The 15,280-nt window shown below is 63.3% G+C and carries 14 protein-coding genes; 4 read left to right on the forward strand and 10 right to left on the reverse strand.

Going from position 1 to position 15,280, the window contains the following annotated elements:
• From NH448_RS19920 to NH448_RS19930, 3 genes are all read left to right on the forward strand, one after another.
• The coding region (locus NH448_RS19920; protein WP_253029295.1) for an aldehyde dehydrogenase family protein at positions 1–1,287 on the forward strand (1,287 nt) is incomplete at its 5' end.
• 420 nt (positions 1,288–1,707) lie between these two features.
• Positions 1,708–2,253: a DUF805 domain-containing protein gene (locus tag NH448_RS19925; RefSeq protein ID WP_083970498.1), complete on the forward strand. Its 546-nt coding sequence runs from the start codon at positions 1,708–1,710 to the stop codon at positions 2,251–2,253.
• Positions 2,254–2,343: 90 nt separating this feature from the next.
• Positions 2,344–2,901, forward strand: coding sequence for a DUF805 domain-containing protein (locus NH448_RS19930; protein ID WP_253029296.1), 558 nt, complete (start codon positions 2,344–2,346; stop codon positions 2,899–2,901).
• Positions 2,902–3,000: 99 nt separating this feature from the next.
• Here NH448_RS19930 and NH448_RS19935 read toward each other — a convergent pair whose 3' ends face one another.
• From NH448_RS19935 to NH448_RS19975, 9 genes are all read right to left on the reverse strand, one after another.
• On the reverse strand, positions 3,001–4,404 hold the full coding sequence (locus NH448_RS19935) for a Na+/H+ antiporter NhaC family protein (protein WP_124805147.1): 1,404 nt from the start codon (positions 4,402–4,404) through the stop codon (positions 3,001–3,003).
• Between the two features lie 59 nt (positions 4,405–4,463).
• The gene (locus NH448_RS19940; RefSeq protein WP_108133480.1) at positions 4,464–5,516 is read right to left on the reverse strand and encodes a putative sulfate exporter family transporter; all 1,053 of its coding nucleotides are present in this window, start codon (positions 5,514–5,516) and stop codon (positions 4,464–4,466) included.
• Positions 5,517–5,721: 205 nt separating this feature from the next.
• Entirely contained in the window at positions 5,722–6,462 is a 741-nt protein-coding gene (locus NH448_RS19945) for an amino acid racemase (protein WP_052704425.1), read from the reverse strand.
• A gap of 30 nt (positions 6,463–6,492) precedes the next feature.
• Complete coding sequence (locus tag NH448_RS19950; protein ID WP_045993653.1) at positions 6,493–7,773, reverse strand: TRAP transporter large permease; 1,281 nt, start codon at positions 7,771–7,773, stop codon at positions 6,493–6,495.
• 3 nt (positions 7,774–7,776) lie between these two features.
• Positions 7,777–8,334, reverse strand: coding sequence for a TRAP transporter small permease (locus NH448_RS19955; protein ID WP_045993654.1), 558 nt, complete (start codon positions 8,332–8,334; stop codon positions 7,777–7,779).
• 86 nt (positions 8,335–8,420) lie between these two features.
• Positions 8,421–9,404, reverse strand: coding sequence for a TRAP transporter substrate-binding protein (locus NH448_RS19960; RefSeq protein WP_052704426.1), 984 nt, complete (start codon positions 9,402–9,404; stop codon positions 8,421–8,423).
• A gap of 44 nt (positions 9,405–9,448) precedes the next feature.
• Positions 9,449–10,681 (reverse strand): aminotransferase class I/II-fold pyridoxal phosphate-dependent enzyme, encoded by a 1,233-nt coding sequence (locus tag NH448_RS19965; RefSeq protein ID WP_045993655.1) that lies wholly within the window; start codon positions 10,679–10,681, stop codon positions 9,449–9,451.
• 22 nt (positions 10,682–10,703) lie between these two features.
• Positions 10,704–12,020, reverse strand: a complete 1,317-nt coding sequence (gene hisD, locus NH448_RS19970) for a histidinol dehydrogenase (protein WP_185696483.1) — start codon at positions 12,018–12,020, stop codon at positions 10,704–10,706.
• Positions 12,021–12,089: 69 nt separating this feature from the next.
• On the reverse strand, positions 12,090–13,103 hold the full coding sequence (locus NH448_RS19975; RefSeq protein WP_045993656.1) for a D-cysteine desulfhydrase: 1,014 nt from the start codon (positions 13,101–13,103) through the stop codon (positions 12,090–12,092).
• Between the two features lie 219 nt (positions 13,104–13,322).
• Between NH448_RS19975 and NH448_RS19980 the strand changes: the two genes are divergently transcribed.
• The gene (locus NH448_RS19980; RefSeq protein ID WP_045993657.1) at positions 13,323–14,225 is read left to right on the forward strand and encodes a LysR substrate-binding domain-containing protein; all 903 of its coding nucleotides are present in this window, start codon (positions 13,323–13,325) and stop codon (positions 14,223–14,225) included.
• A 36-nt stretch (positions 14,226–14,261) separates the two neighbouring features.
• Here the strand turns inward: NH448_RS19980 and NH448_RS19985 are convergent, their stop codons facing one another.
• The gene (locus NH448_RS19985) at positions 14,262–15,008 is read right to left on the reverse strand and encodes a UTRA domain-containing protein (RefSeq protein WP_045993658.1); all 747 of its coding nucleotides are present in this window, start codon (positions 15,006–15,008) and stop codon (positions 14,262–14,264) included.
• Positions 15,009–15,280 lie beyond the last annotated feature (272 nt).

Consider the following 15,280-nt stretch of genomic DNA (forward strand, 5'->3'; position numbering starts at 1 on the left):
CTGCCCGCCTGGCAGGCGCTGGGCGGACAGCGTCGGGGCGACTTTCTCGAGGCCTTCGCCACGGCCCTCGAAACCCGCCGCGGCGAGCTCGAACGGCTGTCCTCCACCAACAATGGCAAGGCCCTGGCCGAGGCCGCCATCGACCTGGACGACGCCATCGCCTGCTACCGCTACTACGCCGGCCAGGCCCGCGCCCTGGAGCAGCGTCAGGGACGTCTGCTCGAGCACGGCATGGACGGCGTCGAGGCGCGGGTGTTCGAAGACCCCGCCGGCGTGGTCGGACTGATCACCCCCTGGAACTTCCCGCTGGTCACCAGCGCCTGGAAGATCGCACCGGCACTGGCCGCCGGCTGCACCCTAGTGTTCAAGCCCTCCGAGGTCACCCCGCTGCCCGAGGTGGCGTTGGCCGACATCGCCGTGGAGATCGGCCTGCCCGCCGGTGTGCTGAACCTCTTGCTGGGTGACGGCGAAGGCATCGGCGCCCCCCTGTCCGCCCATCAGGGTGTGGATAAATTGTCCTTCACCGGTAGCAATGCGGTCGGCGAGAAGGTCATGCAGGCCGCCGCCAACGGCGTGCGCGGCGTATCACTGGAGCTCGGCGGCAAATCGCCGATCCTGGTGCTCGATGACGCCGAGGTCGAAGCCGCCGCCGACTGGGTGATGGCCGGCATCTACTTCAACTCCGGGCAGATCTGCTCCGCCACCTCGCGACTGATCGTGCACCAGACGCTGGCCGAACCGCTCTACCAGGCGCTGGCCGACCGTATCGACGGCCTCACCCTGGGTGACCCGCTGGCCGAGGGCACCGACATGGGCCCGATGACCAGCGCCCGTCAGCGCGAAGCCGTGGAGCGCTATCTCGAGATCGCCAAGGACGAAGGCCTGACGCCGGTGCGTGACGGCCGCCATCGTGACCTGCCGGCCCAGGGCGAGTTCGTCGCCCCAACCCTGTACCGCGACGTGCCCACCTCAAGCCGTCTGTGGCGCGAGGAAATCTTCGGCCCGGTGCTGTGTGCGCGCAGCGCAGAGAGCGAAGCCGAGGCCATCGCCCTGGCCAACGACAGCGCCTTTGGCCTCGCCGCCACCGTGATCTCCGGTGACGCCGAGCGCGCCAGGCGTGTTGGCCGCGCCCTGCGTGCAGGCAGCATCTGGTTCAACTCCGAACAGCTGGTGATGCCCGAGGCCAGTTGGGGCGGTTTCGGCGCCAGCGGCATCGGACGTGAACTCGGCCCCTGGGGACTGTCCGGGTATCTTGAGGTGAAGCATCTGATTGGCCCTGCCGCTTAACCTCTCCCGGTCCTGTTTCCGGACCATCGCCTCAGCGACGACTCAGTATCACCGCGGCAATATCTCAACAACATCACCCCGATGGCAGGGCAAGGCGCCCGGCCATCGGGGTGTTTTTTTGTCGCAGCGACGCAATTTCGTGCCAGTTCGGCCAACCCGAGGTCAAATAATTAGAAATTTCTTAAAAAGAGAAAGGATGTAGGACATCCCCCATATCCCCTGACGAAATGGCTTTCTAGAGTCACAGTGAAACCCTTGCTTCAGGCACCAATGATGCGTTCCTCATGCAAGGAAAAAATGCGCCACCGCCGACCATTGCCATGACGACTGACCATCCATCAAGGCATTGGAAAACCCGACAACGCTTTGACACCTTTGATGAATCGAAGACCGATTTAATGAAGGAGACAGGAGAAGAAGATGAGACTCAACTCCATGTCGTCAGCCACCTCATCTTCCGCCACCTTGCCGCTGCCGCTGTATAGCGTACCCAGTAGAAGCAGCAGACTCTGGTCAACTCGTGGCCGTATCGGACGCATTCGCTACTGTAGCCGACTTGCCGCAGTAGGACTCATCTATAACCTCGCGCTCTTCGTCCCACTTTATCTCGACTACCTGTACCCTGCGACACTCACCCAGAGCACCTTCACCATCCTGATCTACGCCTACGCAGGCCTGTACTCAGTCTTCACCCTTTTCGCCATTCTTCAGGCAAAACGTCGCCTTAACGATCAGGGGCGTTCTGGGTGGGCACTGCTTCTTGGACTGATTCCCCTGATCAACGTATGGCTGGTCATCACTCTGGTCTTCTTTCGTGGCACACCAGGAAGCAACCCCTTCGGACCACCACCTTCTCCATCGACTTCATCGGAAACGAAGCGCTTCTGGTGCTTGCTCATTCTTAACATTGCCGTGGCGTCAGCGGCCATCTGCTATGGACCACTACAGTTTCACCTGGGTCTTTAGACCCTCCCAGAGCACTGCAACAAGCATAGAGATTAACCGACTCGGCGAAAGGATCGCCGGAACACTTACCCCAAGGAAGGAAGCAGCAAGATGACAAACGAAAGCACTACGCTAGATAACTCAAATGAAATCAACTTCCCTTCAGATACAGAAATATCCAACACGCAAGGTGATGCAAACGACCGCCAGGTAGCAAATAAAAACCCTGGACTATGGTCGACCAATGGTCGTATCGGTAGAGTAAGATACTTTAATCGCTTGACCTTGCCGGTGTTGTTCGTCTATGCCGTATACGGAATACTTATCTACTATAGTCTGACGGCAACACCGGCCGCTGCAGAGACAGCCGCCAGCGCCTTTACCATCAGCCAATTCGTGCTTGGAATTCCATTGACTATCTTTGCGCTAATCCAGGGAAAGCGCAGGCTAAATGACCTGAAAAAATCAGGCTGGCTCATGCTACTTTTCTTTATCCCCCTTATAAACCTCATCCCATTTATCATGGTGACCTTCATCAAGGGGAGTGATGGTGATAACCGCTTCGGTGCTGAACCTTCCCCCCTCACTTCCAATGAGATGACCCTGTTCTGGTTCCTGACCGGACTGTCGGTCGTTGCTTGCGTAGCGCTGGCTTCTCTAACGCTCTAAAAAACTTTCCCCGCGCCACCAACAACGACAACCACAAGAGCGCCACAGCCCCGCCAGCATGGCGGGGCTGTTTTTTACTGCCAGGTGAGCGGAGGCCGATCAGACGGCTGCGACCTCGGTGGTGCCCTGCTTGCGCCGCCGAAGCAGGATCGAGACAGCCAGCACCACCAGCATGGCCCAGGGGTATGGGGTCAGGAAGGAGGCAAAGGCTGACGGCGCGGCGACCTCGTTCTGTACCGCGGTGGAAGCGATGACCTCCTGCCAGACCGCCACCACGATGTGCCAGGGAAGCAGAAAGAACACCGTGCAGACCGCGCAGTCCATCAGGTTGGCGGCCCTGGCCGGCGAGATGCCGAACTGCTGAGCCAGGCTTCGTACCAATCCCGGCCCCACCAGCAGCAACGCCGGGGCGTTGGCCGACAGCGGAGTAGATGCGGCAATCGTCACTGCCACGATGCTGGTCTCGGCGCTGGCCCGGTCCTTGACCAGGCGCTTCCTGGCGCCGTCCAGCAGTTTTTCCATCAGACCGGTATCGAGAATCACCTGAGTCAGCGCCAGCACCATCAGCGCAAACAGCACGGCGCCGGTTACCGAAGCGATACCATTTTCGATCAGGCCGGTGCTCTCGCCTCTGGCCTCGGGCAACGAGAACAGATCGCCCAGTCCAATGGCACCGATCGCCAGGGCGCACAACATGGCCACCAGATTGCCGATAAACATGGCTTCGACGATGTGTCGGCGCTTCAGCGCAAAGAACACCACCGCCGCGAGCGGAATCAGCATGACCAGGCCGGAGGCATGACCGGAAGGCACCTCCACGGCTGACGCCGAGGCCTCGCCGCTGGCACCGAACAACAGGAAGATCAGCATCGAGATCGCCGCAGCCGTCAGCGCCAGCGGTAGACGGGTGCGGATCACGTCGGCGATTTCCGCCCCTTGGGTATAGGAGGACACGATGGTGGTATCCGACACTGGGGACAGGTTGTCACCGAAGGCCGCACCGGACAGGATCGCCACCGCCAGCATGGACGGATCCGCCCCCAACAGGACGCCCGCCGGGTACAGCACCGGCGACAGCCCGATGACGGTACCAGTACTGGTGCCGGTCCCCAGGGCAAACACCATGGCCATGGCAAAGGCCAGCAGCGTGAAGGCCGCACCCTCGGCGCCCACCGCTGCTCCCAACCACATCAAGCCATCGATCAGGCCGCCGGCAGCCATCAGCTTGCCGAAGACACCGGCCAGCAGCCACAGTGCGATGATGGCCGTCGCGGTGGAATTGCCCATCCCCTTGAGCAGGCTGTCACAGTACGCCGTGCGTTGTCGGCACAGAAAGAGTCCCACGCCCATTGCCACCCAGGCGCAGGCCCAGAATGGCTTGGTGCCGGCACGCTCGAACACCGACAGATAGATAAGGCCTAGCACCAGCAGGATCAGAGGCGTCAAGGCACCCAGGGTGCCCCCACGAAAGGACAGTGAAGGTGTTGCGGTTTGTGTTGTCATTGTCAGGGACCTTATTGTGTTTTATTGGTGTATCAGCAAGAGCAGCGTTCCATCGCCGCTCAGCTACCCAGCCCGCCGAAGACCACCACCCCCAGCACGATGGCCAGCAACAGCAGGGTCTCCAGCACCATCAGGATGACCGGCTTCCAGCCGACCACCGCGAGCTTCTGAAAGGAGGTCTTGATGCCCAGGGCGGCGATGGCGGTGACAAGACACCAGCGCGAGAGCGTCGACAGTCCTTCGTTCACGCTTTCTGGAATCAGCCCCAGGCTGTTGATCAGCACCAGCGCCACGAACCCCACCAGGAAGCCAGGCAGCATCGGCACCTGGCGCTTTCCTTCGCTGTTGCGCGAGGCGCGATAGAGCCAGCTGAAGATCATCACCACCGGCACCAGCATGGCCACACGCACCAGCTTGACCAGGGTCGAGACGTCGCCGGTCTCCTCCGAGATGATGTACCCCGCCCCGACCACCTGGGCCACGTCGTGGATGGTGCCCCCCAGGAAGATGCCGGCCTGGGTATTGGCAAGGTCGAGCACCCCCACCAGCAGCGGGTAGGTCACCATGGCCACCGTCGACAGCGTGGTCACGCCCACCACTGTGAGGATGGTGTTGCGCTCGCTGGTGTCGTTTTTCGGCATCACCGCCGACAGCGCCAGCGCCGCCGAGGCCCCGCAGATCGCCACGGCACCACCGGTCAGCAGGCCCAGATCACGGTGCAGGCCAAGCGCCCGGGCCAGCAGCCCCCCTGCGCAGATCACCAGTCCCACCGCGGCGAGCACCGTCAGCACCGGTCCAAGCCCCAGGTCACCGACTTGCTCGAGGGTCATGCGTGCGCCCAGCAGCGCCACGCCAAGGCGCAGCACGGTGCGCGCGGCAAACTCGATCCCCGGCAGGCAGCGTCCCTCTTCGCTCAAGAAGTGCAGCGACATGCCAAACAGCAAGGCGTAGAGCAGGGTCGGCCCACCGTAGTGATCGGCGATAAAGGTGGTGGCCAGGGCAATGGTCACGCACACCAGCAGTCCTCGCCCGATCGGGCTCAGGGACGCCAGTCGACGGCTTAGCCGCTGTCGCGAGGTCGCCGTCGAGGGGGAAGAAGAGGGTGAGGTCATGGGACGACTCCGGATCGTGAAAACGAGCGACCCCGGTCCTGCCGGATGAGGCCAGCGGACGAAGGCGTCTCTTTGGTGAACGGGACAGGAAGATCGACGTACTGGCAGCGCTCGACGCCGCCCTGTTTCAACCTCTGAGCAGTGCTCTCGTTACAGTGCTCTCGTTACAGTGCTCTCGCTTCAGTGCTCGACTCGGTTCTCCGAATCAACCGCGCGGTGCCTTTCCGGTGGCCGCAGCGACCACGTCTTCGGCCAGCACCTGTACGGTATCGATGATCGGCACGCGACCATCGAGCGCATCGCGGATCACCGAAAGCTCAGTACAGGCCAGGACCAGCACGTCGGCACCACGCGCCTGGACGTCATGGGCGGCCTCGATGAAGGCCGCGTGGGTGGCGGGCGCGCGCCCGGCACCACGCTTGACCGCTCGGATCACGTCGAGCACGCGATCCTCGTTGTCGGGATAGACCAACGACAGCCCCCTCGGCTTGATGAATCCCTCGTAAAGACCAATCTTGCGAAGCGCCGGCGAGCACAGCATGCCCACCCTGGCCCCCGGCATCTCGGCGGCGACCCGGTCCAGGGTGCGCTCGACGATATGCCACACCGGAATGTCCACCGCCTGCTGGGCGGCCGACCAGTAGTAGTGGGCGGTATTGCAGGGCATGACCAGAAAATCGCAGCCTGCCTGCTCGAGTCGTCTGGCCATGGCAGCGATGGCAGGCGCCGGTGACTCGCCGTCGCCGTCGATCAGCGCCTTGATGCGTGATGGCACCTTGGGATTGTTGTCGACCAGCATATGCACGTGGTCGATATCGTCCTCGCCGGGCGTCACCTCGATGACCTTCTGCATGAAGGCCACCGTGGCGTCCGGTCCCATGCCGCCCAGCACGCCGACCATCGTATGGTCGGCGATGGTTGCGGAGTTATCGGTGGAAAGCGTCATAGCGGGTCCTTTGACGAGTGATGACCGGTATCAGAAGCCGAGCAGATTGGGCAGCCACAGGCTGAGCTGCGGGAAGAAGGCCAGCAGCAAGGCAATGACCACCATGGAACCCACCAGCGGCAAGGCGCGCACCGAAATCTTCTCAATGGAGACATTGGCGATCGACGAGCTGATGAACATGTTCTCGCCCAGCGGCGGCGTCGAGAAACCGATGCCCAGGCTGACCACCAGCACGATGCCGAAGTGCACGGGATCGACGCCGAGCTCCACCATCACCGGCAACAGCACCGGCGTGACGATCATGATGGTGGCCAGGATCTCGATGAACATGCCGACGATCAGGAGAAAGCCGATCACCAGAATCCACACCAGCCACAGGCTGTTGGTGATATCCAGGATGCCCTGGGCGATCATCGCCGGAATGTGATTCTCGACCAGGATGCGGCCGAAGGCGGTGGCGGTGAACATGATGATCAACACACGCCCGGTCAGCCAGGTGGTGCTCTGAAAGGCCTCGTTGAGCCCGCGCAGCGATGACTCCTTGTGGATGAAAACACCGACGAACAGCGCGTAGAAGATCGAGACCACGGCCGCCTCGGTGGGCGTGAACATGCCCGAATAGATGCCGCCCAGGATCACCACCGGCGCCATCAGCGACCAGAAACCATCCTTGAGCACCGCGACCACCCGCTTGCGATCGTAGGAAGTTCCCTCGGTCTGGTAGCCGTTGCGCTTGGCGGTGATGTAGTTGGCCACCATCAGGCCCGCCCCCAGCATCACGCCGGGGATGACGCCGGCCATGAACAGCGCAGAAATCGACTCGTTGGCGGTGACGCCATAGATCACCAGCGGCATGCTGGGCGGAATGACCACCCCGAGACCACCAGCGGTGGCGGTGATCGCCGCCGGGTAGCTTCTGCCGTAGCCGCGCTCGATCATCGCCGGTATCACCAGCATCCCCACCGCTGCGGTAGTAGCAGGTCCCGAGCCCGAGATCGCGCCAAAGAACATGCAGGCCATCACCGCAGCGGCGCCTAGCCCACCAGCGGCAGGACCGGCCAGCTCCTCGGCGATCAGGATCAGGCGTCTGGCGATACCGGCATCCCCCATCAGTGCGCCGGCCAGGATGAACGACGGCAAGGCCATCAGCGGAAACGAGTTGATGGCCGAAAAGGCCAGCTCGATCAGCGAACTGAGATCGTCGCCGTTGAGTATATAGACGGCCATCGAGGCCACGCCGAGAGAGACGACGATAGGGGTGCCGAAGAACAACAGCCCGGCAAACATGGAAAACAGTACGGTTGCGGCCATGGCTTAGCCCTCCGCCTTGGACGACGTCTTGCCGTCGCTGTAGTGGCTCGTTTCCTCGGTGATCCTGGACACTTCCTGGGCGTCCACGTCACCTGGCTCGATGCCCTTGAACAGCTTCAGGCACTGCACCTGCAGCACGCGAAAGGCCATCAAGGTAAAGGCGATGGGGAAGACGAAGTAAACGTAGGCCAGCGACCAGCCCAGGGCCGGCGAGTCATAGGGGAATTCCAGCAACAGCCCGATCAGATCCAGGCTCTTGTAGGCCAGCACCAGACAGAAGGCGACCCAGATCAGATCCACCAGCAACAAGAGGGTATTGGCCACCTTGCGTGGCATCAGCTTGATATGGGTCTGCAGGCGGTTATGCGCGCTCAAGTGGGCGGCGTGGGCGGCGCCCAGAAAGACGAACCAGACGAAGGCGTAGCGCGCGAGCTCTTCGATCCAGGCCATGCCGATGCCCAGGGTGACGCGCATCACCACCTGAACGAACAGCAGAATGACAAAGAGCCCGAGCAGAAAGCGGCAGGCGTAGTCTTCGATATAGTTGAGTTTGGCCAGCATGGAGGCCTCCTTCCCGACGGGAATGCAGCAGCGATGACAACAAGACCCGGGCGGCGGTCAGCGACCGCCGCCCGCGGCGACAACGATCAGTGACCGAGCGCCGCCTGCATTTCCTCGAAGGCTTCCTGGCCACCGATGTCCTCGTAGAACTGCGGCCACACCTCTTCCTGGGCGATGCGGATCCATTCATCCTCATCTTCCAGGGTGGCCACCTCGACCCCTTCGGCTTCCATGGCAGCGCGCGCCTCGGAGGCCTTGGTCAGCTGGAACTGCAGCGCGTACAGCTGCGCCTCCAGGCCGGCGCGATCGATGATCGCTCGCTCCTCGTCGGACAGACGCTCGTAGCTGCGCACCCCCATCACGATGGGCTGCAGCGAGTACTGGGCGTGAAGTTCGGTGAGGTGGTCCTGCACCTCGTGAAACTTCATGGTGCTGTTGACGATGTAGGGGTTGTCCTGGCCATCGATCACGCCCTGCTGCAGGCCGGTGAAGACCTCCGGCCAGGACATGCTGATGGGGCTGGCGCCCCAGGCCTCGTAGCTGGCCAGCATGATCTCGTTCTGCGGCACGCGAACCTTGAGTCCCTCGACGTCGGCGAGGGTCGTCACCGGCCGCTGGGAGTTGGTCAGGTGACGGAAGTTGGAGTACAGCCAGCTGACGATGTGCACACCGGCCTCTTCCTCGGCGATGGTGTTCCACCGATCGGCCAGGGGGCCGGTGGTGGCCTTGACCGCATCGGCGTGGCTACGCAGGGCATAGGGCATGGTCAAGGCGCCCAGACGCGCTGCGTAGGGCGTCAGGTTGCCGACACCGACCAGCGCAAAGTCCAGCTTGCCAATGCGGGTGTCCTGGATCATGCCGGTCTCGGAACCGAGCTGGCCGCCGGGGAACAACTCGACCTGCATCTCGCCGTCGGACAGCGATTCGACCAACTCCTCGAAGCGCTGGGCCAGGGCCCCCTGGTCGGAGTCCATGGGATCGCCCATGCCGACCTTGAAGGTCTTGGCCTCTGCGGCGGTGGCAGTGGCTGCCATGACGATGGCGGCGGTAAGTAGAGTCTTCTTGAACATTATTGTCACTCCGGATGTCTTGTTATTGCGTCGTCAGACGTGGCTCAGCGAGAGCCGAGCGCCTTGTCGGGTGTTGCCTCGGGGGGCTGCACCGCCTCATCCATGGCGGCGCTCATCAGCGCGACGATGTCGTCGCAGTCTGCTTGATCGAAGGTCAGCGGCAGGCGCAGATCACACAGGGTGGCGAGTACTCTGTCGGCGATCGGCAGCGCACGTGTGCCGGCCAGATAACCCCAGCTGTCGTAGCGGCTGGTGTAGTCCTCCGGCAAGGGTTTGCCATACCACTTCAGCGGAATGCCGCGGGCCTCGCAGCCCTCGACAAAGCGCGCAATGGTGTCAGCGCCCAGCGCCGGCAGGCGGAACTGGATGGAGCTGCCGACGAAGTCCTCCCTGGCGGGCCGGTCAATCAGGCACACCTCGGCGATATCGCCAAGACGCTGCTCCATGCGCCGATACAGCGAATTCCAGCGCGTCTTGCGGTGCTCCATCTCGGCCAGCTGAGGACGCAGGATGGCCGCCCGCAGATTGTCCATGCGGCCACTCATGTTGGGTGTCATCAGGCGCGTCTCGGCGAAGCTCTCCGGCGCGGGTGCGGCCAGGTGCCGATCGAACAGCATGTAGGAGCCGGACAGGATCACCGCACGCCGCATGACCTCGGCATCGGCGGTGGCCAGAAGCCCGCCCTCTCCGGAATTGATGTGCTTGTAGGTCTGGGTACTGAAGCAGCCTGCCTTGCCGAAGGTGCCGCTGGGTCGGCCATCGTAGGCCGCCCCCATGGTGTGGGCACAGTCTTCGATCAGCACGATGCCGTGGGACTCGCACACCGCGACGATGGCGTCCATGTCGCCGATATGGCCGCGCATGTGCGACAGCACAAAGAAGCCGGCACCGCTCTCGCGAGCGGCGCGATCCAGGTCGTCGGGATCGACGGTGGTATCGTCCAGGATGTCCACCAGTACCGCCTCGCCACCCGCCGCGACGATACTGCCGGGCACCGGCGACAGGGTGAAGGCGTTGCACAGCACCTTGTCGCCGGCCTCGAGTCCGCAGGCGCGCAGCGCCAGCTGCAACGCATAACCGCCGGAGGCGCAGGCCAGTGCGTAGTCGACACCCAGGCTCGCGGCGAACTCGGACTCCAGCAGGGCGGTCTCACCGGCCTCGCCTTCGGCCAGGTTGTAGCGATGCAGGCGACCGCTCTGGAGCACGGCCACCGCCGAGGCGATGGCGTCGTCAGAGATGGCTTCCTGCTGGGTGAAGGATTTGGCAAAACGGCGCATGGCTGGCTCCTCCGCTGGCGACTCAGTAACGAGCCTGACGGTGAACAGGGAAATCCCATTCCTGCTCGGGGAAGTACTTGGCCAGGCGCCAGTCACAGGCCCGGGCGTGGCCTTCCATGCCCTCGGTACGGGAAATCCGGGATCCCACGGCGCTGAAGGTCAGATTGGCCTCGACGCTCAACTGCTGGGTGGTCAGCACCTTCATGAACTTGTGGACATTGAGTCCACCGGAGTAACGCCCGGCGCGCTTGGTCGGCAGGATATGGTTGGTACCGGAGCACTTGTCACCGTGGGTGACGGTGCTGCCCTCACCCAGAAACAGCGAGCCATAGTTGCTCAGATGCTGCTTCCACCAGTCCAGATCCTCGCACAGCACCTGCAGGTGCTCGCAGGCGTACTGATCGCTGATCGCGACGATCTCCTCGCGGCTGTCGCCCACGATGACCTCACCGAAGTCGCGCCAGGCAGCGTGAACGATATCAGCGTTAGGCATGTCGTCAGCGACTTTCGGCAGAATCTCCATCACTTCGCGGGCGATCGCTTCGCTTGTGCTGAACAGCCACACCGGTGAATTCGGGCCGTGCTCGGCCTGGGACACCAGGTCGACGGCGATGGTCATCGGGTCGGCGGACTCGTCGGCGATGATCGCCGACTCGGTGGGGCCGGCAAACACATCGATACCCACTTCACCGAACAGCAGGCGCTTGGCTTCGGCCACGTAGGCGTTGCCGGGACCGACCAGGATATCGGCCTCGCGCCCGCCGAACAGGCCAAAGGCCATGCTGGCCATGGCGTGGACGCCGCCCATCTCGAGGATCATGTCAGCGCCGGCCACATGCATGGCGTAGGCCACCGCCGGGTTGATGCTGTCGCCCCGGGGCGGCGAACAGGCCACCACGTGTTCGACACCGGCGGCCTTGGCTGTGGCCACGCTCATCAGCGCCGAGGCGGCGTGAGCGTAGCGGCCGCCCGGCACATAGCAGCCGGCGCTGTGTACCGGCAGCACACGCTGACCGAGCAGCACGCCCTCTTCGGTCTCGATCTCGAAGGAGGTCAGGCTGTCACGCTGGGCCTCGGCAAAACGGCGGATCTGGCGGTGGGCGAAGTCGATGTCGTCCTTGACCGACTGGGGCACGCTGTCGATCAACTGACGTCGCTTGTCGTCGCTCAACACAAAGTCGCCGGTCCAACCGTCAAACTTCTCGGCGTATTCGCGCACGGCCGCCTCGCCGCGGGCACGAATATCCTCGAGCATGCCACGCACCGCTTCCGTCACGCGCTGGTCTTCGGCGGCAACGCCAGCGGCGGCCTCCGCCTTCTTGAGATGACGAATGGTCATTGTTGTCTCCGAATAACGTCGTCGAGGGCGCCCGAACTCAGCGGGCGCCTGCCCTGAAGCGTCCTGGGCTTATCCCTTGTAGTCAGGGAAACCGAAGGCATCGGGATAGCCGAACAGCGCAACGGCGCCGCCGGTGTGCAGGAAGACGACGTTCTCGTCCTGCTTGAAGTGGCCCTTGCGGATCAGGTCGATCAGCCCCGCCATGCCCTTGCCGGAGTACACCGGGTCCAGAAGGATGCCTTCGTGACGGGCCAGCAGGGTGACCGCCTCGATCATGCTGTCGGTGGGCACACCGTAGCCCTCACCCACGTAGTCGCAGTTGGCGACCACCTGGTCGCGGCTGACGACGCCGGACAGGCCGAGCTTGGCTTCGGTCTTCTGGGCCAGGGCAAAGACGTTGGCTTCCTGCTTGTCCTTCGGCGCACGAACGCCGATGCCGAGCACCGGGATGCCGGCGTTGCAGGCGCTGAGGCCGGTGACCAGGCCCGCCTGGGTACCGGCGCTGCCGGTGGCGTGGACCAGATGATCGATGCGCAGCCCCATGTCGTTGGCCTGGGCCAGCAGTTCCAGGGCGGCATTGACGTAGCCCAGAGCACCGATCTCGTTGGAGCCACCGCCAGGGATGATGTAGGGCTTCTTGCCTTCACTCTTCAGACGATCGGCCAGGCCTTCCATCTCGGCGGCCATGTCGGCACCGCCCGGGCGCTTCTCGACGCTGGCGCCGTGGAGCTGATCAAGGAAGACGTTGCCGTTGTAGTTGTAGTTGGAGTCCTCGCTGCCGGTACGGTCTTCCAGCAGAATGTGGCACTCGAGCCCCAGCTTGCAGGCGGCGGCCACGGTCTGGCGGGCGTGGTTGGACTGGGTGGCGCCCTGGGTAATGATGGTGTCGGCGCCCTGTTCCAGGGCGTCGGCCATCAGGAATTCCAGCTTGCGGGTCTTGTTGCCCCCGGTGGACAGGCCGGTGCAGTCGTCGCGTTTGATCCACAGGCGCGGACCGCCGAGCAGCTTGCTCAGGTTGTCCATGGGCTCCAGCGGAGTGGGCATATGGCCGAGACGGACACGGGGAAAACGGGACAGGTGCATACGGGCCTCCAGGCGAGTCATTGTTGGCATTGGCGTGCTCTCTTGACGACCTACGTCGAAAGACACAGCAGGCCTGAAGGCCTGCCCTCGAGCGATCGCTTCCAAGTTAAGCCTCGCCTGGAACATGAGACCAATGCCAAGTTGCTCGCCAGCTGTTAAATTTTTGCATAGCCACTGCTTAGCCCCGGCCGCTCCCCACCAAGGCAGACCAAAACACCAATGAAGATCGAATGGATAGAGGATTTTCTCGAGCTTATCGAAGCGGGCACCTTTTCCCAGGCGGCCGAACGGCGCCACGTCACCCAGCCGGCATTCTCGCGCCGTATCCGCCAGCTGGAAGAGTGGCTGGGGGTGGCGCTGATCGATCGCAGCGCCTCGCGCCTGGAGTTGACCGCCCACGCGCGGGCGTACGAGCCCCAATTGCGAGAGTGGCTGGCACGCCTTTACGCCATGCGCAGTCGTCTCAGAAGCGATGCCCGCCAGGGGCCCAGGGCCATTCTGACCACCCAGCACACCCTGACCGTCAGCTACCTGCCGCGTCTATTGCGCCACCTGCGTCATCACGCGCCTGAGGTGGGACTGCAGATCACCTCATCCGACCGCAGCCAGTGCATCCACGACTTCGAGCAAGGCAAGGCCGACCTGTTGCTGTGTTCAGAGCTGGAAGGGGCTCCCCTGTTCAGTGGCAGCGATAGCGTCGAGCGGCTGTCACTGGGCGTCGAACGGCTGTTGCCGGTGTGTGCGTCGGATCATCACGGTGGTCTCATGCACGAACTCGAGGAAGGTCAACGACTGCCCTTGATCGGCTACGATCCGGACAGCTTTCTTGGCCAGGCCCTGGCGACGCCTTACCTGCTCGATGCCCAACGCCACTACGAGATCGAGCTGGTCTGCGAGACCGCCTTCACCATCGGCATTCGCCAACTCGCCCTGGCCGGTCTCGGCATCGGCTGGCTGCCCCACGGATTGATCGAGGAAGACCTCGAGAGCGGCAAGCTGATTTCCTTGCAGGAAATCCTCGGCGGCCCCTATCTGGAAGTGGCTTGCTATCGCCATCGTGACGAGACAGCGGTGGCAGCCCCCCTGTGGCACCTGCTGGAAGAGCGTCCTCCCGCGGTCTAGCACTCCCCCCAGCTCGAAGTCCCTCGATCTCGCACCTCAGCCGCCCTGAGGCGCGGCAGACAGCGTCAGCTCGATGGCGTCGTGGCGCCAGTACTCGTCGTCGCAGTCGATGGCACGGCCGTTCTGGTCGTGGTTGATGCGGGTGATGCGCTGGGCGGGGCTGCCGCGTACCGCGTTGAGCGCGCCGGCGGCGTCGCTGGAAAGTACACAGGTGCCGAGCTCGTAGCTGACCCGCCCGACCCGGATGCCGTACTCGCGGCGGTATAGCTCTGTCAGCGATTCCCGCGCCAGATCGAACTCCAGGATGGCGGGAAAGCAGCGCGGCAACAGATGGTGTTCCACGTAGAGCACCCGGCGCTCATCCACCAGCCGGGCACGACAGATGCGGTAGACGCGCTCGCCTTCGGCGAGTCCCAGCCGGCGGGCAACCGTGACGGGCGCGATCACTTCCTCGGCACTGAGCAACAGGGTTCGGGCGCTGCGCTGCTGGGATCGCACCATCTCGTGAAACGGCAGGCAGGCCAGCAGGTCGTAGCGAAGCCGTGGCGGCGACACGAACCAGCCGCGCCGATTCTCGCGATACACGCAGCCCTCCGCCTCCAGCTCATTGAGTGCCTCGCGCAGGGTGATGCGGGTGGTCTGGAGGCGCGCCATCATGTCTCGCTCGCTGGGCAGACGGCGATCGCCCCGTGTCGAGGCCAGGCTCAGCAAGGGCGCAAGACGCTCACGCAGGCGATGGGCGGGTGAGGCGTCGTGCGAGGTGTCGTCAGGGACAGTAGGCAAGGCGGACTCTCGAAGCTCTGACCAGGATCGTCGCCGAGCGGCTTCCGGCGGCGTCCAGCTTTCTGGTATAGACCAAAGAAGGTTCAACGTAGTTTCAGCAGTCTAGTGGCAAGCCGGTGACAACGCGATGACAGTGCTCGAACGAGTCGGGTTTTTCTTCCTCCACCTGGCACATATGAACTGAGACGAGACTGCCACGCAACTGACACGAGGCTGTCACGCTAGCTCCTTAGGGTGATCGTCAGCGGAAACTGATCTAGACCAGAAAGGCG

This window comes from Halomonas sp. OfavH-34-E (genome assembly GCF_024124525.1).
GTDB classification, from domain to species: Bacteria; Pseudomonadota; Gammaproteobacteria; order Pseudomonadales; family Halomonadaceae; genus Halomonas; species Halomonas litopenaei.

Excerpts from the sequence above, each read along its gene's own strand:
- NH448_RS19925 (WP_083970498.1), top strand. The coding sequence starts at position 1,708 with ATGAGACTCAACTCCATGTCGTCAGCCACCTCATCTTCCGCCACCTTG.
- NH448_RS19930 (WP_253029296.1), top strand. The coding sequence starts at position 2,344 with ATGACAAACGAAAGCACTACGCTAGATAACTCAAATGAAATCAACTTC.
- NH448_RS19935 (WP_124805147.1), bottom strand. The coding sequence starts at position 4,404 with ATGACAACACAAACCGCAACACCTTCACTGTCCTTTCGTGGGGGCACC.
- NH448_RS19940 (WP_108133480.1), bottom strand. The coding sequence starts at position 5,516 with ATGACCTCACCCTCTTCTTCCCCCTCGACGGCGACCTCGCGACAGCGG.
- NH448_RS19945 (WP_052704425.1), bottom strand. The coding sequence starts at position 6,462 with ATGACGCTTTCCACCGATAACTCCGCAACCATCGCCGACCATACGATG.
- NH448_RS19950 (WP_045993653.1), bottom strand. The coding sequence starts at position 7,773 with ATGGCCGCAACCGTACTGTTTTCCATGTTTGCCGGGCTGTTGTTCTTC.
- NH448_RS19955 (WP_045993654.1), bottom strand. The coding sequence starts at position 8,334 with ATGCTGGCCAAACTCAACTATATCGAAGACTACGCCTGCCGCTTTCTG.
- NH448_RS19960 (WP_052704426.1), bottom strand. The coding sequence starts at position 9,404 with ATGTTCAAGAAGACTCTACTTACCGCCGCCATCGTCATGGCAGCCACT.
- NH448_RS19965 (WP_045993655.1), bottom strand. The coding sequence starts at position 10,681 with ATGCGCCGTTTTGCCAAATCCTTCACCCAGCAGGAAGCCATCTCTGAC.
- hisD (WP_185696483.1), bottom strand. The coding sequence starts at position 12,020 with ATGACCATTCGTCATCTCAAGAAGGCGGAGGCCGCCGCTGGCGTTGCC.
- NH448_RS19975 (WP_045993656.1), bottom strand. The coding sequence starts at position 13,103 with ATGCACCTGTCCCGTTTTCCCCGTGTCCGTCTCGGCCATATGCCCACT.
- NH448_RS19980 (WP_045993657.1), top strand. The coding sequence starts at position 13,323 with ATGAAGATCGAATGGATAGAGGATTTTCTCGAGCTTATCGAAGCGGGC.